The organism is Virgibacillus sp. MSJ-26 (assembly GCF_018918075.1).
Classification (GTDB): domain Bacteria; phylum Bacillota; class Bacilli; order Bacillales; family Amphibacillaceae; genus MSJ-26.
In genome coordinates, this window is the sequence record NZ_JAHLPW010000001.1 from 1 (window position 1) to 22,004 (window position 22,004).

Sequence of the window (22,004 nt, forward strand, 5' to 3'; positions counted from 1 at the left end):
GGTCGTATACCAAACTGGGCGATGGTTATGAACCAACTTTTAATCCATGATGATCTAAAAGATAGGGTGTTAAAATATCTTGAATAAATTAGAACTTACACACTTTATTTGACAAGCCCTTGTTATCAAGAATTATTATTGCTCGACGTCACTGCAGTTGCACTTACCACAGATGAAACGATGATGGCATGCTGTACTTGGAGAATAGCTTCAAGTGTTGTAAAAATATTTGTTTCTATTAACTGACTATTTTCTAACTTATCACTGACAAAAAAACTAACAGCTAATAGAAAGTTTAAATCTTTTTGCCATTTAAAGTGTTTTTGCTTATTGAGCCGTTCATGTACCTCCAAGATAACCTTCATTTCCACTTCTTCAGCTGGAAGGAATGCAAGTAGCCCCATTACCGTGTAATAATTATTTTTTGGTTTAATTCCATGTTCCCTCATTGTGTCGTATACGTGTATGACTCTATTTAGTAACCCACTGTCATTTTCATCTGCTGCAAGAGTGAGAAGATGACTTAAAACTTGCAGGTCATTTCCTTTTTTAAAGCTATTATTTGCTAAAGCAAAGTAGAAGTTGTCTAGCCGTTCTATTGTTGTATCCACATCTAAATGACTATTTAACGCAAGGATTGTAGCCAATGGGTAGTCACTTGCAGCTGTTAAAAACGGATGTTGTCTTTTCATACCAGTATGAATTACCTTAGCATCATTAATAATCTCCTTAGCTTCCTCCAAAGACTTAGCGTTCAGCAAAACAAGTGAAGCAGCAATATAAGTGAAATTTCCTCGCTTAAATTTATTATTTTTAAATTCATTATAAATATCTAGTAAATCATCAATCTTTTCTGTTGTGTGCTCATAGTTTAAGTCGAGATTAGTGGCCATGGTAAACCTAAATTGTGTTTTAAGCGTAGAGAATAGACTAGCCTTTTTTCTAATCGCTTCAGCAATCAATAAAAAGCGTTCACGATCAAAAGGTTTATTACTTATGACGTACATCGAAGCAATTGTCATGATGATACGGTTATCGCTTACTTTCCAATTTAACTTTTTTCTTAATTGACCATATATATTTTTATATTCATCTACTGTTTGTTCAACTTGCATCAGCTTTCCCCTTTCATTTGCGTCTAAATAACTATACGTTCGAGCAGGTGAATTTGTTTCATATTTTGTAGAAAATTGAAATGTATAGAAGGATGGCAGCTTTATTGCTAAGATAGATTTAGAGGTGATCAAAATGGCGGAACATCATTTTCATTTAAAAGCGTCATGGCCAGGTGGAAGAAATAGTGAGGGCATGATTGAAGCGAAAAATTTAAAAACAAAAATTTCAATTCCGAAAGAAATGGACGGACCAGAAATAGGGACTAATCCAGATGAGATGTTACTCGGCGCAGCAGCCACTTGCTATATTATTACACTTGCAGCCATGATTGAAAGAGCAAAGTTGCCACTAAAAGAGATGTCTCTAGAATCGATTGGCATTGTTGATGTCACTGAAGGTACTTTTACATATAAAAAAATCATACATCAACCCACTGTCGCTTTGAAAGAGGAAGCCAATGATAAAGAATATAAATTACTGGAAAAATTGATACAAAGAGCGGAATCAAGCTGTATGATATCGCGAGCGCTTAAAGGAAATGTGGAAATTAAACTTGAAGAAACAATATTGTAATCAAGTAGAACGACACGACTCAAATTATGTGATCGTGTCTTTTTATTTTTATTTTCCAAAGATATATATGTTGACAGCGTTGAAAATAGGTTGTATTTTATTAAAGCATACTATTTTTATAGGAATTATATAATTAATTAAGAACCAAGCTGATTTAATTGCATATGCTGCATTAATCAACTAAGAATTAGGGGGATGAGAAATGGATAATTTATTTATCGCTTTAAATATAGTTATTTTATTAGCTATTATTGGACTGCTTATTTATATGCAGAAAAAACATGTGTCATTTACCAAACGTGTGTTTACAGGATTAGGGATAGGGATTGTGCTTGGAGCTATTTTACAATGGGGTTATGGTTCGGACTCTATGGTTTTAACAAAAACGACCGATTGGTATAGCATTGTAGGTAGTGGTTATATCAGATTATTAATGATGATCGTTGTTCCACTTGTGATGGTTTCTATTATTCAGTCAATCATCAATTTAGAAAAGACAGCGGCACTTGGTAAGATGGCTGGTTGGATTATTGGAATCTTGATCGCGACCACAATGGTAGCCGCTTTAGTCGGCATCACATCGGCGACGGTATTTGATTTGAATGCTGATCAAATTGAGGCAGGACAGGACGAATCCGATCGAGGAATCATGCTTGAAGACACTCTTGGTGATGTAGAAAATCAGACCACACCTGAACGAATATTAAACTTTATCCCATCTAATATCTTTCTCGATATGACAGGTGAGCGGCCAACTTCAGTAATTGCTGTCGTCATATTTTCAGTAATTGTTGGCATCGCGGTCCTTGGGGTCCGTCGTAAAAGTCCAGAGCAAGCGGAAATTTTCACAAAAATGGTCAATTCAATATACGCAGTCGTCATGCGAATTGTAACGTTAATTTTACGGCTAGCACCGTTTGGTGTTTTAGCGTTGATGGCAAATACAGTTGCTAGCACAGATGTGGCTGGTGTATTAGAGTTAGGAAAATTTGTTCTGGCCTCCTATGTGGCGATTGGGATTATGTTTATCATTCACCTTTTATTGATTACTGTATCTGGATTAAACCCATTCGTATATTTGAGAAAAGCACTCCCTGTTTTAGGATTCGCTTTTACGTCAAGATCGAGTGCAGGTACCATTCCTTTAAATATCCAAGCGCAGAAGAATTCGCTTGGTGTTGACGAAGGTATTGCAAATATGTCTGCATCATTTGGAGCAACGATGGGGCAAAATGGATGTGCAGGAATTTATCCGGCTATGTTGGCAGTGATGATTGCACCAACAATAGGGATTGATCCATTATCCTTTGGATTTATTATCCAGTTAGTATTAATTATAGGAATTAGTTCATTTGGAGTTGCAGGCGTAGGTGGAGGAGCAACATTTGCTGCTTTGATTGTCTTGTCATCCATGAACATGCCGGTTGCTCTTGCAGGGTTGCTTATCTCAATTGAAGCTCTTATTGATATGGGACGTACAGCACTAAATGTAAATGGCAGCATGGTGACGGGAACCCTTACTTCAAGAGTATTGAATAAATTTAATACCAAAACGTATAATGATCGAACTGCTATCGAAGAAAATATATCTTTATAAAAAAGTCACCCGATGAGGGTGATTTTTTTGAGTGAATAATGTGAAGTTCAGTGCTAACTGAAGTGATCATTTTTTTAGGTCACACGGGATTGTGTCCAACTCGCGCGGGAATTGCACCAGGTCGCGCAGCCTCAGGTCCAACTCGCGCGGGAATTGCATCAGGTCGCGCAGCCTCAGGTCCAACTCGCGCGGGAATTGCATCAGGTCACGCAGCTCCAGGTTCAACTCGCGCGGGAATTGCACCAGGTTGCGCAGTTCCAGGTCCAACTCGCGCGGGAATCGCATCAGGTCGCGCAGCCTCAGAGTCCAACTCGCGCGGGAAGGCACCCAGGTCGCGCAGCTTCAGGTCCAACTCGCGCGGGAAGGCACCCAGGTCGCGCGGCCTTTGCTCTATTCGGGTCAGTCATTCTACCCCATAATTAATTTTTTCAACTTATTCAATCGCTGTGCTTCACCTATTTCAAAGTAATTCATAAAAGGACAACCACGTTCCTGCACCAGTTCAATCACAGAATCCAATGTAAAAGGTTCAGGTCGTAGATCGCGTGTTATTTCCTCCCAGAATAATGGCATTGCCACTGTTGCGTCAGTTGTCTTCCGTGGCGAATATGGCGCAATAAGTGTTTTATCTTTTCCATGCTGGACATAATCTATATATAATCGTCCCCCTCGTTTCTTTTTAAAACGCTCTGTTGTAAATTTTTCAGGATCCATTCGTTCAACTGTCCAGGCCACAGCTTGAGTGAATATGGCAGTTTCATCATAGTTAAAACTATTTTTTGGAATAGGAATATGCACTTGTAACCCTTTATTTCCTGATGATTTTATAAAAGAAACCAACTCAACATCATCGAGTATTTTTTTTATAAGTAAAGCAGCTTCAATGGCGTAATGAAATTTTTCCCGGCATGGTGGATCGAGGTCAAAAACAATTTCAATAGGCATGGTCTCAGCAAACTTCTGAAAAGGAACATGATATTCAATCGCACCGTGGTTAGCGAACCATAGTAACGGCTCCAGAGTGTCACATAGAATCCCTCTTTTATCATCCTCTGTCATAAAATAATTAACGTACTCAGGTGCATAGTCTGGTAAATGTTTTTGGAAAAAGTGTTCGCCATTCACGCCGTCAGGACAACGAATTAATGTTAAAGCTCGCTGCTTCATAAAAGGTAGCATATAAGGTGCTATTTCCCGCATATATGTGAGCAAGTTTCCCTTGGTTAAATTCGGTTCAGACCAAAATATTTTATCCAATTTCGACAGATCTACGTTCGGTGGAAACATGGCTAAATTTTGATTTAACTTATCATAAGTACATTCCTTAGCCGGTGTATGAACAGAGAGCTGATTAAATTCAGGTTCCCGCAATTCTCCGTCGTACAAATCAAGCGTATGAATATTAGCGACAATGGCTGGGGGGAGGATATACTCATTGTTTTGTTTAGTTCCTCTTGTTAAAAATATTTCTTTTAACGTATGTAACGTTTCATCCTTAAGACCGTGTTTACATTTACCGATAAATTGTAATTCATCGTCTTTCCACACATTGACTGAAAAATAGCCGTTTGTCACATGATAAGAATGAAGTATACCTTGAATCAGTCGCCAGTTTTTTACTTTGAACCAATCGTGGTGTCCTTTACCTGACTGGTAAGTACTATTCTTCCGTTTAGCGACAAGTCCTTCAGCTTTATAGTCAAAAGTTAATCTCCATAGATCATCAGATGAATCAGATGTATCTACTAAGGAAATACGGTGTTCTTTTCTCCCAATCAGCTCTATAATTTTTCTAAGTTGTGTTTTCCTTTCCTCAAACGTGCTGTTTTCTAGGAAAGCATCATTCAACTGTAAAATATCAAATGCCATTAATGTTGCGGGTCTCTTTTCGGCCAATTGCTTGATTTTATTGGGATTTTTTAATCTCCCACGCTTTTGAATTTCGGGAAAATTAGCTTGGAATGCTGTATTTAGAATAACAAGTTCTCCGTCCAAGCGTATGGGGAAAAATGATTTAAGCAAATCCTGCTTTTCTAAACAAAACTCCACTATCTCAGGAAATTGATCTGTTAACTCTTTATTGTTTTTACTCGTTAGTTTTATATTGTTTATGTCCCAATCTAACACACAACGAAAACCATCATATTTTATTTCAAATAGCCAGTCTTTCCCAGAAGGAATTGTTGTACTTGCGATAGGTTTCATGATGTTCATAGAATCACTCCTTCAGCTATATCCTAGTATTCCAACATATAAGTTATCTATGTTAAATCAGTAGGATAAATCACGTAAAAAGTAACAGACTAATCTTAAGGGAGGTTTTAATATGCACACAATGTGGAAAGGAACGATTAGTTTTGGACTTGTCAATATACCAGTAAAAATGCATGCGGCAACTGAAAATAAGGATGTACCCCTGAGGCAATTGCATAAAGAATGTGACACACCGATCAAATATCAGAAAGTATGTCCAGTTTGTGATCGAGAAGTAGATAATGATGAAATTGTTAAAGCGTATGAGTATGCAAAAAACAAGTTCGTCAAGCTCGATGAAGAAGATTTAAAAGCATTAAAAAAAGAACAAGGCGATAAAGCGGTTGAAATCATGGACTTTGTAAAGCTGGAACAAATTGATCCCATTTATTTTGAAAAGAGTTATTACTTATCACCGAATGAAGGGGGATCCAAAGCATACGGTCTTTTAAGGGCAGCTCTAGAAGATACTAAAAAAATCGGCATTGCAAAAATGATGATTCGATCTAAAGAGCAACTAGCCGTAATTCGGGTCTATGAAGATACCATTGTCGTTGAGACAATCCATTATCCAGACGAGGTTCGCGATGTCAAGGATGTACCTAACGTTCCTGCTCAAGTGGAAACGGGAGAAAAGGAACTTGAAACAGCGAAAATGTTAATTGATCAACTCACAACTGAATTTGATCCAGATAAATATCATGATGAATATAGAACAGCTTTACTTGAATTAATTGAAGAGAAGAAAAAAGGCGATGACGATCATACAACCGCAGTAGAAGAAAAGCCGGCCCCTGATAATGTGACAAATCTAATGGATGCACTACAAGCATCACTTGACAAAGCTAAGCAAGAAAAACCAAAACCTAGTCAGCCGAAACGAAAAGCCAAATCAACAGCTAAAAAGAAAACAGGAACTTAAAAGGTGTCCAGACAACAGCGATGAAGGCCAACTCAGCGACAATTTATCTAAGAGTTGTCGTTCATCAGAGCAAGGGTGGAAAAGTAAAGTATACTTATCATACAAGTTGTTCTCCACCAGTCTTGGCAGAAGATTACTTTCAAATAATAGTCTAAATTCAGTTGAGTTTGTATATTGATATGACAATATGTAAGTATATGGTAAAGTATCCATAGGAGCTGACGAAAACTGTGAGCTCCTTCTTCGCATGTTTATAGAAGGTACGTAAAGAATTGTGGCACAGATTTAGATATTGTTACAAAAAAGACTTAACGTTTCACTTCATTTACAGCAAGCTAACAACCTTTTTAAATCGAAATAAAAGGCTCTTAAAAAACTGAAATAGGGTATAGAATAATAGTAACATCAGATATTCCATAAATAATCTAGCTGAAGCTTTAGTAAAATGAGTGGTTGAAGTTAAGCAACTTTGATCTTCAAGAGAAAAGGGTGTGCAACATGGAGAGAAACGCTTATTTTGATAACGCAAGAGTGCTGTTGATTTTTTTAGTCGTCTTCGGGCATATGATTCAGCCTTTTAGAGATGGATCAACAGAATTGAACACCTTGTATATGTGGATGTATACATTTCATATGCCAGCCTTTATATTTTTAGCAGGTTTTTTTGCAAAAGGATCTGGTGATATAAAGTACGTTTTAAAACTGTCTAAAAAGCTTTTACTCCCATATCTTATATTCCAAGTGGTTTATTCCATTTTTTATTTTTATATAGGTAAAGAGGGATGGCAAACTAGCCTATTTGATCCGCACTGGTCTTTATGGTTTTTATTTAGTTTATTCAGTTGGCATATGTTGCTTTATTGGTTTAAAAAGATACCTGCAGTATTAGGTATTTTAATCGCTGTTCAAATTGGTTTGATTGTGGGTTATTTTGGAGAGATTGGTCATACGTTTAGCTTATCAAGGACTCTTGTATTTTTCCCATTCTTTTTATTAGGATATTGGCTAACTGAAAAACATGTTATGTGGTTAAAACAACGAGCTTTTAAATTAATTTCATTAGTCATTATGTCAGCTGCAGCCGTAGCGATTTATTATGCACCAGATTTTAATTCTGGTTGGTTGTTAGCTTCAAAGTCGTATGGTGACCTTGGCTCACCTGAATACGGTGGGATTGCAAGATTACTTGTTTATTTAACGTCGACCTTGATGGCGATGAGTGTGATGGCATGGGTTCCTACGGTAAAAAGCAAATTAACTTTTATTGGAACTCGGACACTTTATGTTTATCTTCTGCACGGATTTTTCATTCAATATTTCCGTGAAGCTAATTTATTTAACGTCGATAATATCTTTGACCTATTCGGACTCGGCCTGTTATCAGCCTTGATTGTATTCATCTTATCGAGCAAACCTGTTCTAGGTATATTGCAACCACTTGTTGAAGGTAGCACGTCTATTATAAGGAAGACAATCAATGGTTTTCGGTCCACACGAAAAGAGTCGAGTCAAGAGATGAATGCTTAAGTTACTATTCGATAGATAGTATTCAAAATTATGCCCCCTTTTATTTTTATATAAAACAACACCCCGTCAATAATCAAAATTGACGGGGTGTTGTATTTAATGATTAAGTGAATAATTATCATAAACTATGCAGTAACTAATGGACTACTTTCAAAACAAGCGTAATCACCACCGTCTGGGATCGCTCCGGGTGGATGCTTTCCGCGGGCACGGCCTCAGCCTCCTCAGAAGCAAAGAACGCTTCTTGCGGGGTCTTCGGACTCGCGCTATTCCCGTAGGAGTCTACGTATTCTGCCTACGCTTACATAGACTATATGATTTATGGTTAGGGATACTTCGGAAGGTTGATTATTATAGTTCTTTGTATCATGAAAGAAAGTTACTATAAGCGTAGTGTTTATTTTCGTAGCGATGATTTAACACTGTACCTATTCTCCTGCTGAACACAAATAGTCTTATTGCGCAGTTTATATCTAATTTATTCCTTTAAAAAATAATATGAGCAATCACAACAATAACCGGTAAAGTGATGACGGTTCTTAGTAAAAAGATAATAAATAGCTGTTTAATGGATACGGGAACTTTTGAACCGAGTAGGACACCACCGACTTCTGACATATATATTAATTGAGTAACGGATAAAGCAGCGATAATAAATCTTGTGATTTCTGCTTCGATGGATGATCCAATAATTGCAGGTAAGAACATATCAGCAAATCCGATTAAAATTGTTTGTGACGCTTCAGCCGCATACGGAACTTGCATCACTTCAAGTAACGGGATAAAAGGCAGTCCAATCCATTGAAAAACAGGAGTATATTCCGCTAATATAAGTGCAATTAACCCAAATGCCATAACAATTGGTGCAACACCCATCCACATATCAAGCACATTTTGAAATCCTTGTTTAAAAAATTGATACAAACTTGTTTCTTGTTTGGCACGCTTTAAAGCTTGCTCATAAGCATATTCACCCATGTGTCGCTCTTTTGGAATCGACTCATCTATCTTTTCTGCATTCTCGTTAATATACGTATCAGGATATCTAGATAGCGGTGGGATGCGTGGCATAATTAAAGCGGCGACAGCCCCTGCAATAAGTACAGTTAAGTAAAAAGGTACAAACATATGACCAAGATCAACTTCCGAAATGACAACTAAGGTAAATGTGATGGAAACGACGGAAAATGTTGTTCCAATAATAGCCGCTTCTCTTTTTGTATAATATCCATCTTCATATTGCTTACTTGTCAGCAAAACACCAATTGTTCCATCCCCAATCCATGACGCTAAAGCATCAATAGATGAACGTCCGGGTAATTTGAAGACAGGACGCATTATTTTCGTCATAAATGTTCCGATAAACTCCATTAATCCAAAATTCATTAATAAAGGTAAGAAAACGCCAGCAAATAGGAAAACTGAAAATAAGACATGGAGTAATCCGCCTATACCAAGTAATGTCTCACCAGTATCTTCTCCAATCACCGCTTCAGGACCTAAATTAAAATAAACCATCACAGCAAAAATAGCGGCAAGCACTCTTGTAATTAACCAAAAAGGAGTTACATTAAAAAGTTGCTGGAAAAAAGGCGTTTTATTTAACGCTTCCTTGCCGATCATCTTAGCGATAACCGTCATAATTGCTGTTATTACGATAATAATCATCATAATAAGTGACAATTGATTTTCTAGGATACCTTCAATCCAATCGGCTAATATAGCAATTGGTATTGTAAAACCATCCTCTGTCATGATAGGCGTCATAAATAAAAAGATACCAAGTAAAGATGGAATAATAAATTTCAAATGATCAACCAGTTTATAATCTTCTTTTTTCATAAGCTCTCTCGCACCCCTTATCCCTTCATAATAAAGTTTATACGCTACATGGTTAATTTATTACCACTATATAATCATATAAACTTAGTGATGTAAAATTAATATTTATACATTATATTTTATAATTATACATAACAAAACATAAAAAGTACATAAAAATTTTAAGAAGGTGAACCGATGTCGCAGGTTCACCTTCTTAGTAACCATCTATCATTTTTTAATAACATCCAACTCTGACCAATCGAACTCTCCGTTTCGAATTTTTTCCCGTCTTTCTTTCGTAATATAGTCACGATCAGGATCTAAGTGATAGTCTCCTATTTCTTCTGGGTCGGGAACTGGACGTTCGTGAGACAGAACATAGGCTGCCAGATCAGCTGCCTCTTGGTCTGTTAATGTGCCAGGTTGATCTTTTGGCATATTATTTTGTATAAATGCAGTTGCTTTATTTATACGATTCATCCCAGCTGCTTCGTTGAAAGAATTTTCTCCCCAAATGGGTGGGCCAGTTGCCATCCCTCCACCAGAACCATCTGTCGCATGACAAGAAATACAATTTTTTTCCTCAAAAAGCTCTTCACCATGATTGACATCTGGCTCAGGCACCTTATCTTTATCATTCGTCATTCTCCATGTAATATCATCTTCGCCTTCGACATCTTTTGAAATGAAATCAAAATAAGAAACTATTGCTTCCATTTCTTCACTATTTTCGTCTAATGGTTCTCCGTTCATACTTCTTTGAAAACAACCATTAATTCTATCCTGAATTGTTGTATGTTTACCATGATGCTCCCTTGGATATCTATCTGAAACCCCGACCATGGGAGAATTTGGTTCAAGACCTCCATCGCCATGACAACTTAAACAGCTCTGTTCATTACCTACATTGTCTGGAAGCATCACCTCTGTTTTATCAAATAAATCTTTACCTTCGAGGATTGCAGCGTCTTCGGGATCATCAGGATCTAAGTTACTAATCTCTTTACGAATTTTACTAGCGTCAAATGACTGATTTGAAGTTCCTGCTTCTTGGCTACATGCTGATACAACTACAGATAATATTATAAATAACAGCCATATATAGCGGTCTTTCACTCTCATTCGTTATGTCACCCTTTCAATAAATCTACTAACCTACTAAGACATTACCCACTATGTTTCTTTTATAACCCGTTTAATTAATAGAGAGAGTGGGAAAGGGGGTATTAATGATTACAAAGAAAAGGTTGTTGGTACTAATGAAAAGACTCTGGGCTCTTCCAACTATTTTGTTACTTTCAGGTTGTAATATTACGATTTTGAACCCTAAAAGTACGACAGGGGAAGAACAGGCGTTTTTAATCCGTTTAAGCCTTATGATTATGTCGGTTGTTATCGTTACGGTGTTTATTTTATTAATAAGGTTCGTTTATAAATATCGTAAGAGTAATCTATCTGAAGGTTATGTTCCCAAAGATGTACTAGGGAATAAAAAACTTGAGACAACCTGGACACTTATTCCAGTCATGTTATTAGCAGTTTTAGCTGTCCCTACCATAGCGATTACATACTATCAATCTCCTGTATCTGATTCAGCGGCCAAGAAAGAGGGGGTGCACGTAGAAGTCGTTGGTGAGCAATTTCAGTGGACATTTATTCATGAAAATGAAAAGGAAGAAAAAGATGAATTAGTCATACCTGAAGGTGAACCGATTATTTTCCACTTATATTCAAAAGACGTCATTCATTCTTTTTGGATTCCGGAGTTAAGTGGGAAGGTCGACGTTATGCCCCATGAAGAGCTCATTTATGAAGTAGAAGATCCTGAAATAGGTTCGTATGATGGGAAATGTGCAGAATACTGTGGTATACAGCACGCAAATATGCGGTTTGATGTTGAAGTTGTGTCAAAAGAAGATTATAAAAAATACTTAGATGAATAGAGGTGTATAAATAGATGAATCTCTCTTTTTTGGGAATTTCAAAATATGTTCCCTCTGACGTTATAGCAGCGTGGATTTTTACTCTTATTGCTGGCTTACTTATATTGATATATATCATAAAAAAAAGAAAACTTCCCGTGATTTGGGATTACTTAACAACAACAAATCATAGGAAAGTAGGATTAATGTATATCTTATTTGGTTTTATCTTTTTTGCACGTGCTGGAATTGATGCGTTACTGATTCGTTCACAACTTGCTGTTCCAAATAATGACTTTTGGGTGATGCAATATGAAAAATATAATGAAGTATTCACAACACATGGAACGATAATGATTTTCTTTGCAGCGATGCCGATGTTATTAGGATTAATGAACGTCGCTGTTCCACTTCAAATTGGTGCTCGTGACTTGGCCTACCCTTTCTTGAACGCGCTAGGTTTTTGGATGTTTTTCTCAGGTGCCGTATTCTTTAACATAGCTTTCTTTTTAGATAGCGCGCCTGCAGTTGGGTGGACAGGCTATGCACCTTACTCAACAAGCGAATTCACGCCTGGACCCGCGACAGATTATTATGTGTTTGGTGTGCAGATTTCCGGGATTGGAACGGTTATGACAGCACTCAACTTAATCGTTACTATCATTAGACACCGTGCACCTGGGATGAAATTGACTCGCATGCCGCTTTTTTCATGGGCAGCACTCATAACATCAACCCTGATTTTAGTTGCCTTTACAGTTCTTGGTGTTGCTTTATACTTACTCATGTTTGACCGCCAATATGGCACTGCCTTTTTCTCAGGAGACCAAGGGGATCCAGTGTTATGGCAGCATTTGTTCTGGATTTTTGGTCATCCTGAAGTCTATATATTGGCACTTCCGGCGTTTGGAATTTTCTCAGACATCATTACAACTTTTTCCGAGAAAAGAATCTTTGGTTATCCGGCTATGGTTGTCTCACTCGCATTAATTGGGTTTTTAGGTTATATGGTTTGGGCTCACCATATGTTTACAGTTGGCTTAGGTCCTATAGCTAATACATTTTTTGCAGTGACGACGATGGCCATTGCTATCCCGACAGGAATTAAGATATTCAACTGGCTGTTTACCATGCGTGGGGGCAGGCTTAGTTTTACAACACCAATGTTATTTGCTTTAGGTTTTATACCATCATTCGTTATGGGAGGCGTCACTGGTGTTATGTTGTCGGTTTCCGCAGCTAACTTCCAGTTTCACGACACTCATTTCGTGGTTGCTCATTTTCACTATGTAATTATTTCATCAACCATTTTAGGAATATTTGCAGGCATCTATTACTGGTATCCAAAAATTACCGGATATATGTTAAATGAGAAACTCGGAAAATTGCATTTCTGGCTTTTCCTCATCGGTTTTCATATGACATTTTTACCAATGCATATTACGGGTATGCAAGGCATGCCAAGGAGAATATTTACATTCCGAATTGAAGACGGAGTAAACGCGACTAACATGATTAGTACGATTGGAGCGTTTTTAATGGGAATTGCCATAATGGTTTTCTTGTGGAACTTAGTGAAAACTCATACGACAGGTCATAAAGTAAATGCCGACCCTTGGAATGGCCGGACATTGGAATGGACGGTGGCATCACCATCTCCTGAAGAGACATTTAATCCCATGCCTGTAATAACTGAATCTGATGCTTTCTGGTATGCGAAAAAGTCAGGTAAACCACTTAAAACAACAAATGAATTGATTGCGTCACCTATAGCCAAGCCGTCTATACTACCAGCTCTCATGGCCTTTAGTTTATTTATTGTAGCGACAGGGATTACGTATACTTGGAATTGGCTGGCGATTGGCGGTGGTGTCATGTTCTTTACAATAATTATTATTCGTACATTCGTTGATGAAAGAGCCGAAGTATATGGAAAGGGGGAGAATGATGAATAGTTATGAAGCAGAATTATTTAAGGATAAAAAATTAGGCTTCTTTATTTTCTTAGCAGTTGAGGCAGTTATGTTTGCAACGCTTTTTGCCAACTATTTTATCTTTACCCCTGCAGATAGAGGGCCTCACCCGTCTGAGTTATTTGAAGTTAAGACAGTTGTGTTAACATCCTTTTTCTTACTTTCGAGCAGTGGCACATTGTTGTATGCCGAAAAAGCCCTTGAAGCTAAAAAGTCAATGGGTATGTTAATTGGACTGAGTGTTACATTCTTGTTTGCACTCGTGTTTTTGGGCCTGGAAATTAATGAATTCTACGAATATGTCAGTCAAGGATATGGTCTAAGTGCTAGTGTTTTTTTAGGAGCATTTTACGTACTTGTTGGTCTCCACGCAGCTCACGTTACATTTGGAGCTGTCTGGATGATTCTTTTATTTATTCATTATAAAAGTTCAATGCCTAAATCATTGTTCTTTGAAAAATTTAAGATTTTCTCTTATTACTGGCATTTTGTAGATTTCATTTGGGTATTTATTATTATAATTGTTTATTTACCGTACCTTATTTGAAAATTCTTATGACAATATGTGACATTGACAAGTATGCTTTCCAATTGCTTGGGCATGCTAATGGTAATAATAAATAGGGAACCCACTTTAAGCAAATTAGCATGAATTTTTAAAAAACAAGCTTGAAACTTTCTGTTAATAACGGTACAATAAACAAAAATATATATGTCGAATGTTATTGGGGGTTTATAGCGTGAAGAATTTCCAAGACTTTAAAGAAGATACAGAGGAACAACTAAATCGAGATCTTGCAGAAAAAGAAATAAAATTTTTAAAATGGATTTTTAAGCGCTATGAAAATGAACAGCATAAGAAAAAACAAGAGAAAGATCCTATAACCTAGTAAAGGAGGGACTTGACGTGATTCAACTCCTGACGTATGTGATTGTTGCTGTCGTTATTGGTTTTATAGTTTCGGCAATTTTCGGTTTTAAAGTTCCTGGAGGTATACCTGGGATGATGATAGCAGGTTTATTAGGGGCTTGGATAGGGGATGTTCTCATTCATCAACTTGGTCCGACAGTAGGTAATAACCATGTTTTACCTGCTACATTAGGTGCTGTTGTTGTAGCATTAATCATTAGCTTGCTTGGCAGACGAGCAAAAGTGAAAAACTAAACTAAAGCCTTTTATAGGCTTTTTTTGTTTTTTAGAAAACTATAATATTAAAACTTCTGTGGATAACTTTATACTGAAATTGACCACGTCCAGCTTCAGCTTTTGATCGTCCAGCTTCAGCGCCCAGCAACTACCAAGCTTCGAATACCTTCCTACGATAAGTCGAACTCGAATCGCTCCGCTCTTCGGTTCTCCTTTATCTCGTCAGGTCTTCTCCAGCTTGTACGTTCCTCACCGGCCGCTTCAGCTTTTGATCGTTCAGCTTCGGGCGCCTAGCAACTAGCAGCAAGTTTTGGCATTAAAAAACTTGCGAGACTTCCTTCACCTCATGACACGTTAAGTCAACATCGGCTCAAAACACAATAAGGAAGGCCGACTAAGTTCAGCTTTTGCGGCTAACGTCGGCATACCCCTTTTGCAGCGGCACGTTTCCTTTATCTCCTACGTAATGAATGGTCAATTAAAGCCGATGCTCTTGAGCATCAACATTGACCCATCTCGCTTGGCGAGGCGCAGTTCGTACGTTGCTAGACGGGCGCCCGCGTTTTTGTTCTTGTTTTTTAACGTATAATAAAGAGAAGATTCCGACTAATGCCGACTTTTAACGTTTTATCCGAGGAGACTCAGCAGCAAAGAAGAATGAACTGCAATTCCTCTCCCCTGCGAAAGGTGGTAATTTTTCCGTAGCGATGGTATAGAAAGATCTGTTGCTGTTTTCTTTTATGAAACTGCTCGTCTTTTTGGTATACTACAATTATTGAAGGAGTGAGCTTGATGGCTGTATCGAATGAAACGATTATTCAAAAAATGATGCAAGAGTTAAATAAAGCAAAAGTTGTTTCGCATAATACAGAAAATATGACCAAACATATTGAACATGTAAAATTATTATGTGAATTATTGCTGGAAGATAAAGATGAATATACTACTCAAGCAACATCAAAGACAAGAACTAAAATAACTGCAGCGGAAATGAAGGCGATGATGGGACGGACAGAAAGTAAAAAGGTGACGCCTTCTTCTGCAGGAAGCATTGACCATGGGGATGCAAATGGTGAGTCAATCTTTGATTTTTAATCAAAATAGAGGTGGATAAAGATGAAAGTATTTTTATTACTAGGGGTTATTAACGGTTTCTTGGCTGTCGCCCTTGGAGCATTTGGAGCACATGGTTTAGAGGGAAAAGTATCTGATCATATGCTCGGAATATGGGAAAAGGCTGTTAATTATCAAATGTTTCATACAATGGCTTTGCTCGTGACAGGGCTGATTGCCGCTAAATTACAAGTCGGTGCTTTGAACTGGTCAGGTTGGTTATTTTTCATTGGTATTATCCTATTTTCTGGTAGTCTTTATTTATATTCCACGACCGGAATAAAGTTTTTAGCGATGATTACTCCGTTCGGTGGCGTGACTTTCCTAATTGGTTGGGTTCTATTAGGCTATACAATAGTAAAACATTTATAATTTAAAAATTAACAACGTAGCAAGGAAAAATAATAATACAAATCTAATGAGTTGTTTAATCCTTCTGACCTTTAAATGGGTTGATTGGGCGACGATGCTATCACAAAACAGGCTGATGGCTGTCAGATATAACGACAGACTGAGCCATATTAAATTGGCTTTAATAATAGCAAGTAAGCCAATAATTATAGCTAAAATAAGAGAAATTAATTCAATTTTTATAAACCGCTCATAAGGATGTCGCATCAAATCGCCTCATTGGAAAAAATATGGAATCCGGGAACAATCTAGTTTTATTGGACGAGCAATAAATGTTAAAAAATGAATCCGAACAGTGATTTTCTAATCTTAAATCATTGTCCGGATTTTATTTTGCATGGTTACTTATGTTCTAATTTTTGTTAACGTGGGGGTTGATTAGAAAATTGATTTGATTGTGGTGAAGAAAATGGATAGTCATAATTAATTTTTTCATCAAATGTGACGTAATCTAAGTAAACCATTAGGAGTAAATATCGTTTTCCTGTCTTTGGGTCACTTAGGATAATATGATCTCTTCCCGCTGCTTCTATGACTCCTTTGAAAGTCTGCATTTCCCGCGTTTCAAACGTCATGTAAACTGTAACTTCCTTGCCGCGATTTAGTCTTAATATGTTTTCAATATACGATTGCTGGAGTGGGAGCATACCGGGAACGTTTTGATTTTGGTTTGTTTGATTTTGTTGATAATAGGGTTGCTGTTGTTGCTGTTGCTGCTGTTGCTGTGGGGGTGGAAATTGTCTAAATTGATATCCTGGATAATAGGCTTGAGATGAAGTTGGATGATAGAAATAAGGATAATTTTGATTGGTGTAGGGTGGGTGTTGATTTTGATTCTCCTGATTTTCACTCATTATGATACCTCCTGATGTCCGGTTTAATTAATGAACCTTCAGACAAAACTTCTTGAGACGGGAGCAAAAAAGTAATGACAACATCTTCTTTTCTGAAATTCAGCTTCCGTACAAATGTGTCGATCTAGTAGATCAACGTCTTTTTCTTTGTTTGGCTAAACAGCCAATTACTCACCTCACTTTTGTTAAATCTAGATGTCGAGCTATTAAATATATGTATGTGATAAACTGCCTATGTATTACTAAAATGCAATTCTTTTTTCGGAAAATAGCACTGTCTATAAATGCTATGATTTAACTTTCCTAAAATAGGGGAATGATAATATAAAGAATAGATAATCCATCCAGTGACTTAATTACATTGTGACAAAAAAGTGTTGCTGCATTAAATTTAAGTGGAAAAAGTATGTGAAATTCTTTCAATCTTTTAGAAAGTCCAGTATTATTTTAAATGTAGATATGTGATTTATATTAATATGAAGAATAGATGGAGGCAGAACGATGAAGGAAAGTTTATTTGATGAACTCGTTGATAAAATTAAAGGAAAAGGTCAATCTGTCGTCTTCCCTGAAGCAACAGACGAGCGTATTTTAACAGCTGCCAGCCAACTCGCAGCATCTGGAATATTAACACCTATTTTAATAGGAGACGTGAAAGAAATCAGTCAAAGGGCTGGTGAACTGGATGTTGATATTTCTTCTTGCCAAATTATTAATCCTAAACAATATGAGAATTTTGATTTAATGGTTGAAACGTTGGTTGACCGTCGAAAAGGTAAAGCGACGAAAGAACAAGCTGAGGAGATGTTACTGGACGGCAATTATTTTGGCACGATGCTTGTATACATGAATCAAGCTGATGGACTCGTTAGTGGGGCGACTCACTCGACGGCTGATACTGTTAGACCTGCATTGCAAATTATCAAGACAAAAGAAGGGGTCAAACGGACTTCTGGTGTGTTTGTTATGGTGCGGGATGATGAACGTTATATATTTGCTGATTGTGCAATCAATATTTCACCTGAAGCAGAAGATTTAGCGGAAATTGCTAGTGAAAGTGCAAAAACAGCTTCATTGTTTGATGTCGATCCGCGAATTGCTATGTTAAGTTTTTCAACAAAAGGATCGGCTAAATCCCCGGAAACTGAAAAGGTAACCGAAGCCCTTGAGATAGCAAAAGAAAAGAACCAATCATTAGTCATCGACGGAGAATTCCAGTTTGATGCTGCATTTGTTCCAAGCGTAGCAGAAAAGAAAGCGCCTGATTCAGTTCTTAAAGGTGACGCGAACGTGTTCATCTTCCCGAGCTTAGAAGCGGGAAATATCGGCTATAAAATCGCCGAACGCTTAGGTGGTTTTGAAGCAGTAGGTCCGATTTTGCAAGGTTTAAATAAACCAGTCAATGACTTGTCCCGTGGCTGTAATGCCGACGATGTCTATAAATTAGCATTAATCACCGCAGCCCAAGCTGATGCTTAATAAATAACCCAACTTTCGCAGCAACAAAATGTGCCTAGATAGTGCTCGAGTCTAAACCTACAGTTGGTTTAAATGGGACTCATTCTAAAAAAGTGAACTTTGGTTACTCATTGGACCATCAAAAAATAGCTGTTTATACACAAAAGTTATAGGGTTACTCCACACTTAGCCGAGTGGGAAGAGAGTCTTCGTCGCAAATTTATATCAGGCGCGCAGTAATAAAGATTTCATGGACTTATAAATTCAGCTTTCTTTTTGGTCAGTTCTTTAAAAGGTCAACTGGTCCAATGTATCTTATCTTACCGTCATGATTCCAAGGGTTATTTGTTAATTTTATTCTACAAAAGCTGAATTAAATAATTAAAACCGGCCCGTCTGCTTAAAAAGAGCAGTGGGCTATTTTTTTAATTAATCTCCCTGATCACTTGGTTTCTTTTACCCATTTGTTCATAACGTTTTCCGAAAATTCCCTTTTCAAAACTAGAAAATTTATTCGACATAATGACGTCTTCATTTAATTCCTTCAACGTTGAGAGGACTCTTTCCATTAGATCAGGTACGGTTAAATTAATCCCTAGCAAAGTCGATAAAGAAGCCATTTTATCAGGATTAACTTTAGGATAAGTAAACTTGGTTTCATTGCCTTGTATACTCTTATCATAAAAACGACGAATCAACTGGGCTCTTTGTTTTGAATTACCTTCCACGTCTAAATAAATTTGAATCGCTGCCCCATCTTTTATGCGTCGTTGTGAAATACCGGCAAATTTTTGATTGTTAATACTCAAATCATAATCACCAGGGCAATATGAATCGACAATCTCGAAAGCCTTGATGTCATCTGTTAAATCTTTGAGCATGTACTGGACAAAACTTACCATCGCCTCATAGCAATCATGAATCGACAAATGTTTCACTTCGGGAAGAATCAGCGATAAATTCAAGACTCCTTCGTCTAAAGCTACAGCTAGTCCACCTGAATTCCGAACGATGACATGATAACCTTCATTTTTTAATAGGTGGACACCTTCTGCTAAAAATGGGACACGTGCATCTGGAATTCCGAGTACAACTGTTTTTGGATGAACCCATGTCCTCATTGTCGGCGGCGATTTTTTATTACTCACAGAAGTGGCTAGGGCATCATCGATTGCAAAGGAAGTGAGCGCAGTATACGGTTCAGATTCAAATGTTTTTATATGTGAATGGTCGATATAACGAAAGGTAGAATATTGGATAATTTGTTTCCAGCTTTTCATAATAGACTCCTTTAATAAATTACTGTTTCTTTTATTTTTAGTATCAGAACATTTTATTATCCCTTTTGTCTAAGCGGTATCTATTATATAATATAACAAAATGCTAGAAAAGAAACGGATGAACATATATATGACTTATAAAAATGAAAAATTAAATGAGGTAAAGGTTTTTAAAGATCCTGTTCACCGCTATGTTCATGTGCGTGACCGGGTGATTTGGGATTTAATCGCAACACCTGAATTCCAGCGCTTACGTCGAATAAAACAACTCGGAACAAGTAATATGACTTTTCACGGTGCTGAACATAGCCGATTCAACCACTCTTTAGGGGTGTATGAAATTGTTCGTCGAATCATTAATAAATTTCAAGACAAGCCCCATTGGAATAATGCTGAGCGCTTATTATGTTTGTGTGCGGCATTGCTTCACGATTTAGGTCACGGGCCTTTTTCACATTCTTTTGAGAAAGTTTTTAAACTAGACCATGAACAATTCACGCAAAAAATTATTTTAGGGGATACATCCGTCAATCAAATACTTGAAAAGGTTGAGCCAGGATTCTCACAAAAAGTGGCTGACGTGATTGGAAAAACATATGCAGACCAACTTGTTGTCAGCTTGATATCGAGTCAAATTGATGCTGACCGGATGGATTACCTCCAGCGTGATGCCTATTATACTGGTGTCAGTTATGGTCACTTTGATATGGAACGAATATTGAGAGTCATGCGTCCGATAGACGATCAAGTTGTTATCAAATCAACGGGGATGCATGCTGTAGAAGATTATATTATGAGTCGCTATCAAATGTATTGGCAAGTATATTTTCATCCTGTAACAAGGAGTGCCGAAGTCGTTTTGTCGAAAATATTTCAACGAGCTAAATATTTATACGAAAATGACTATTTATTTAAACTTGAACCCACTCATTTCATTTCTTTTTTTAATGAGCAACCTTCACTCGATGAATACTTAAAATTAGACGAAGCGATTGTGTTTTATTATTTCCAACTTTGGCAGGAAGAAAATGACGATATTTTGCGAGATTTATGTGAGCGATTTATGAACCGTCGTCTATTCCAATATGTTGATTTTAATCCGAATCAGCAAATGCAACAGGTGATGAAATTAACGAAGCTCTTTCATGAAGTGGGTATTAACCCTGACTATTATCTTGTGGTTGATTCTTCATCAGATTTACCTTATGACTTTTACCGACCAGGAGAAGAAGAGGAACGCTTACCCATCCACTTACAGATGCCTAATAAAGAGTTAAAAGAACTATCACGACATTCAGATATAGTTGAAGCCATTTCAGGGAAAAAACGGACAGACCATAAATTATATTTTCCGGAAGACTTTTTAAATGAATTACCACAAAGTGATAAGGTAAAAGAAATTAAAGAAATACTGTACGGTCAAGGAGAGGTAGAATATGTTGACTGATCATGCTAAATTATTACGTTTTTTTGCAGAAATGAAAAAAGTAACTGGACGAAAAAAACTTCAAAAAATGATTTTTATACTACAAGCTTGCGGTGTCCCTTTTCAAGAAAAATACCAATTTCATATTTATGGGCCCTATTCGGAAGAATTGACTTTAAGGATGGAGGAGCTCTGTAACTTAGGTTTTATCCATGAAGAAAAAGAAGAAAAGTCAAATTACGCCCAGTATATTTATGAAATAACTGACGAAGGAATTGATTTTTTATATCAAATTCAACCGGATATGCCTGACTTTGCAAATAAAGCAAAATTACTGCAGCAGGAAAGCTCTCGGTTTTTAGAGTTGACAGCAACGATGCTATTCTTCCGTGATTTGACGAAACAAGAAGTGGAAAAGAAAGTGCATGATGTTAAACCTAAACAAAACTATAGCGCTACAGAAATGGATAGAGCGTGGAGTCTTATTGAGAGCATAAGCCATCATCAACTGCCAGATAACAAACAGATGCATTAAGGGAAAAGGACACAACTTGAAAACGTGAAAACAACCTTTTGTCTATGCTACAATGGGATTCAATAGGGAAATT

Annotated in this window: 22 protein-coding genes; 14 read left to right on the forward strand and 8 right to left on the reverse strand. The window is 37.1% G+C overall.

All coding sequences use genetic code 11. The features are described from left to right. Positions 1-125: 125 nt before the first annotated feature. Positions 126-1,115, reverse strand: coding sequence for a DUF4003 family protein (locus tag KQI49_RS00005; RefSeq protein ID WP_216485578.1), 990 nt, complete (start codon positions 1,113-1,115; stop codon positions 126-128). A gap of 133 nt (positions 1,116-1,248) precedes the next feature. Between KQI49_RS00005 and KQI49_RS00010 the strand changes: the two genes are divergently transcribed. After that, positions 1,249-1,689, forward strand: a complete 441-nt coding sequence (locus tag KQI49_RS00010) for an OsmC family protein (protein ID WP_216485580.1) — start codon at positions 1,249-1,251, stop codon at positions 1,687-1,689. A 202-nt stretch (positions 1,690-1,891) separates the two neighbouring features. Then, positions 1,892-3,286: an L-cystine transporter gene (locus tag KQI49_RS00015; protein ID WP_216485581.1), complete on the forward strand. Its 1,395-nt coding sequence runs from the start codon at positions 1,892-1,894 to the stop codon at positions 3,284-3,286. A gap of 66 nt (positions 3,287-3,352) precedes the next feature. On the opposite strand, the gene KQI49_RS00020 is transcribed toward KQI49_RS00015, so the two are convergent. Next, positions 3,353-3,571, reverse strand: coding sequence for a hypothetical protein (locus tag KQI49_RS00020; RefSeq protein WP_216485583.1), 219 nt, complete (start codon positions 3,569-3,571; stop codon positions 3,353-3,355). A 123-nt stretch (positions 3,572-3,694) separates the two neighbouring features. Next, a complete protein-coding gene (ligD, locus tag KQI49_RS00025) occupies positions 3,695-5,500 on the reverse strand; it encodes a DNA ligase D (RefSeq protein ID WP_216485586.1) in 1,806 nt (601 codons plus the stop codon). Between the two features lie 112 nt (positions 5,501-5,612). Here ligD and ku point away from each other — a divergent pair, with 112 nt between their 5' ends. Both ku and KQI49_RS00035 read left to right on the forward strand, forming a co-directional pair. After that, positions 5,613-6,461, forward strand: a complete 849-nt coding sequence (ku, locus tag KQI49_RS00030; RefSeq protein WP_216485588.1) for a non-homologous end joining protein Ku — start codon at positions 5,613-5,615, stop codon at positions 6,459-6,461. A 498-nt stretch (positions 6,462-6,959) separates the two neighbouring features. Next, positions 6,960-7,988, forward strand: a complete 1,029-nt coding sequence (locus KQI49_RS00035) for an acyltransferase family protein (protein WP_216485589.1) — start codon at positions 6,960-6,962, stop codon at positions 7,986-7,988. 486 nt (positions 7,989-8,474) lie between these two features. Here the strand turns inward: KQI49_RS00035 and KQI49_RS00040 are convergent, their stop codons facing one another. Then, on the reverse strand, positions 8,475-9,830 hold the full coding sequence (locus KQI49_RS00040) for a YjiH family protein (RefSeq protein WP_216485590.1): 1,356 nt from the start codon (positions 9,828-9,830) through the stop codon (positions 8,475-8,477). Between the two features lie 210 nt (positions 9,831-10,040). Beyond that, positions 10,041-10,934, reverse strand: a complete 894-nt coding sequence (locus tag KQI49_RS00045; protein WP_216485591.1) for a c-type cytochrome — start codon at positions 10,932-10,934, stop codon at positions 10,041-10,043. Positions 10,935-11,041: 107 nt separating this feature from the next. On the opposite strand from KQI49_RS00045, the gene coxB reads away from it, so the two are divergent. The 7 genes from coxB to KQI49_RS00080 all read left to right on the forward strand — a co-directional run bounded on the left by coxB (position 11,042) and on the right by KQI49_RS00080 (position 16,339). Next, the gene (gene coxB / locus KQI49_RS00050) at positions 11,042-11,755 is read left to right on the forward strand and encodes a cytochrome c oxidase subunit II (protein ID WP_216485592.1); all 714 of its coding nucleotides are present in this window, start codon (positions 11,042-11,044) and stop codon (positions 11,753-11,755) included. 14 nt (positions 11,756-11,769) lie between these two features. Continuing rightward, entirely contained in the window at positions 11,770-13,689 is a 1,920-nt protein-coding gene (locus KQI49_RS00055) for a cytochrome c oxidase subunit I (RefSeq protein ID WP_216485593.1), read from the forward strand. After that, positions 13,682-14,254, forward strand: a complete 573-nt coding sequence (locus KQI49_RS00060; RefSeq protein ID WP_216485594.1) for a cytochrome c oxidase subunit 3 — start codon at positions 13,682-13,684, stop codon at positions 14,252-14,254. Before KQI49_RS00055 ends, KQI49_RS00060 begins: the two co-directional genes overlap by 8 nt. Positions 14,255-14,447: 193 nt before the next feature. Further along, on the forward strand, positions 14,448-14,597 hold the full coding sequence (locus KQI49_RS00065) for a hypothetical protein (RefSeq protein WP_216485596.1): 150 nt from the start codon (positions 14,448-14,450) through the stop codon (positions 14,595-14,597). Positions 14,598-14,614: 17 nt separating this feature from the next. Next, positions 14,615-14,872, forward strand: a complete 258-nt coding sequence (locus KQI49_RS00070) for a GlsB/YeaQ/YmgE family stress response membrane protein (protein WP_371817482.1) — start codon at positions 14,615-14,617, stop codon at positions 14,870-14,872. 774 nt (positions 14,873-15,646) lie between these two features. After that, positions 15,647-15,949 carry a YwdI family protein gene (locus KQI49_RS00075; RefSeq protein ID WP_216485598.1) on the forward strand — a complete coding sequence of 101 codons (303 nt, stop codon included), beginning with the start codon at positions 15,647-15,649 and terminating at the stop codon, positions 15,947-15,949. Positions 15,950-15,970: 21 nt separating this feature from the next. After that, positions 15,971-16,339, forward strand: coding sequence for a DUF423 domain-containing protein (locus tag KQI49_RS00080; protein ID WP_216485600.1), 369 nt, complete (start codon positions 15,971-15,973; stop codon positions 16,337-16,339). Here the strand turns inward: KQI49_RS00080 and KQI49_RS00085 are convergent. Both KQI49_RS00085 and gerQ read right to left on the reverse strand, forming a co-directional pair. Then, positions 16,334-16,585, reverse strand: coding sequence for a hypothetical protein (locus tag KQI49_RS00085; RefSeq protein ID WP_216485602.1), 252 nt, complete (start codon positions 16,583-16,585; stop codon positions 16,334-16,336). The genes KQI49_RS00080 and KQI49_RS00085 overlap by 6 nt on opposite strands. 155 nt (positions 16,586-16,740) lie before the next feature. Continuing rightward, positions 16,741-17,232 (reverse strand): spore coat protein GerQ, encoded by a 492-nt coding sequence (gerQ, locus tag KQI49_RS00090; RefSeq protein ID WP_216485604.1) that lies wholly within the window; start codon positions 17,230-17,232, stop codon positions 16,741-16,743. 501 nt (positions 17,233-17,733) lie between these two features. Here gerQ and pta point away from each other — a divergent pair. After that, entirely contained in the window at positions 17,734-18,711 is a 978-nt protein-coding gene (gene pta, locus KQI49_RS00095; protein ID WP_216485605.1) for a phosphate acetyltransferase, read from the forward strand. Between the two features lie 404 nt (positions 18,712-19,115). On the opposite strand, the gene KQI49_RS00100 is transcribed toward pta, so the two are convergent. Beyond that, positions 19,116-19,970 (reverse strand): lipoate--protein ligase family protein, encoded by an 855-nt coding sequence (locus KQI49_RS00100; RefSeq protein ID WP_216485607.1) that lies wholly within the window; start codon positions 19,968-19,970, stop codon positions 19,116-19,118. Positions 19,971-20,100: 130 nt separating this feature from the next. On the opposite strand from KQI49_RS00100, the gene KQI49_RS00105 reads away from it, so the two are divergent. Together KQI49_RS00105 and KQI49_RS00110 are read left to right on the forward strand one after the other, a co-directional pair. Continuing rightward, positions 20,101-21,417, forward strand: a complete 1,317-nt coding sequence (locus KQI49_RS00105) for an HD domain-containing protein (protein WP_216485609.1) — start codon at positions 20,101-20,103, stop codon at positions 21,415-21,417. After that, on the forward strand, positions 21,407-21,931 hold the full coding sequence (locus tag KQI49_RS00110) for a YwgA family protein (protein WP_216485611.1): 525 nt from the start codon (positions 21,407-21,409) through the stop codon (positions 21,929-21,931). The genes KQI49_RS00105 and KQI49_RS00110 overlap by 11 nt, the downstream gene beginning before the upstream one ends. Positions 21,932-22,004 lie beyond the last annotated feature (73 nt).

Excerpts from the sequence above, each read along its gene's own strand:
- KQI49_RS00020 (WP_216485583.1), bottom strand. The coding sequence starts at position 3,571 with ATGCGATTCCCGCGCGAGTTGGACCTGGAACTGCGCAACCTGGTGCAA.
- coxB (WP_216485592.1), top strand. The coding sequence starts at position 11,042 with ATGATTACAAAGAAAAGGTTGTTGGTACTAATGAAAAGACTCTGGGCT.
- ligD (WP_216485586.1), bottom strand. The coding sequence starts at position 5,500 with ATGAACATCATGAAACCTATCGCAAGTACAACAATTCCTTCTGGGAAA.
- KQI49_RS00045 (WP_216485591.1), bottom strand. The coding sequence starts at position 10,934 with ATGAGAGTGAAAGACCGCTATATATGGCTGTTATTTATAATATTATCT.
- KQI49_RS00035 (WP_216485589.1), top strand. The coding sequence starts at position 6,960 with ATGGAGAGAAACGCTTATTTTGATAACGCAAGAGTGCTGTTGATTTTT.
- KQI49_RS00055 (WP_216485593.1), top strand. The coding sequence starts at position 11,770 with ATGAATCTCTCTTTTTTGGGAATTTCAAAATATGTTCCCTCTGACGTT.
- KQI49_RS00085 (WP_216485602.1), bottom strand. The coding sequence starts at position 16,585 with ATGCGACATCCTTATGAGCGGTTTATAAAAATTGAATTAATTTCTCTT.
- KQI49_RS00060 (WP_216485594.1), top strand. The coding sequence starts at position 13,682 with ATGAATAGTTATGAAGCAGAATTATTTAAGGATAAAAAATTAGGCTTC.
- KQI49_RS00010 (WP_216485580.1), top strand. The coding sequence starts at position 1,249 with ATGGCGGAACATCATTTTCATTTAAAAGCGTCATGGCCAGGTGGAAGA.
- pta (WP_216485605.1), top strand. The coding sequence starts at position 17,734 with ATGAAGGAAAGTTTATTTGATGAACTCGTTGATAAAATTAAAGGAAAA.
- KQI49_RS00005 (WP_216485578.1), bottom strand. The coding sequence starts at position 1,115 with ATGCAAGTTGAACAAACAGTAGATGAATATAAAAATATATATGGTCAA.
- gerQ (WP_216485604.1), bottom strand. The coding sequence starts at position 17,232 with ATGAGTGAAAATCAGGAGAATCAAAATCAACACCCACCCTACACCAAT.
- KQI49_RS00105 (WP_216485609.1), top strand. The coding sequence starts at position 20,101 with ATGACTTATAAAAATGAAAAATTAAATGAGGTAAAGGTTTTTAAAGAT.
- ku (WP_216485588.1), top strand. The coding sequence starts at position 5,613 with ATGCACACAATGTGGAAAGGAACGATTAGTTTTGGACTTGTCAATATA.
- KQI49_RS00080 (WP_216485600.1), top strand. The coding sequence starts at position 15,971 with ATGAAAGTATTTTTATTACTAGGGGTTATTAACGGTTTCTTGGCTGTC.
- KQI49_RS00040 (WP_216485590.1), bottom strand. The coding sequence starts at position 9,830 with ATGAAAAAAGAAGATTATAAACTGGTTGATCATTTGAAATTTATTATT.
- KQI49_RS00110 (WP_216485611.1), top strand. The coding sequence starts at position 21,407 with ATGTTGACTGATCATGCTAAATTATTACGTTTTTTTGCAGAAATGAAA.
- KQI49_RS00100 (WP_216485607.1), bottom strand. The coding sequence starts at position 19,970 with ATGAAAAGCTGGAAACAAATTATCCAATATTCTACCTTTCGTTATATC.
- KQI49_RS00015 (WP_216485581.1), top strand. The coding sequence starts at position 1,892 with ATGGATAATTTATTTATCGCTTTAAATATAGTTATTTTATTAGCTATT.
- KQI49_RS00075 (WP_216485598.1), top strand. The coding sequence starts at position 15,647 with ATGGCTGTATCGAATGAAACGATTATTCAAAAAATGATGCAAGAGTTA.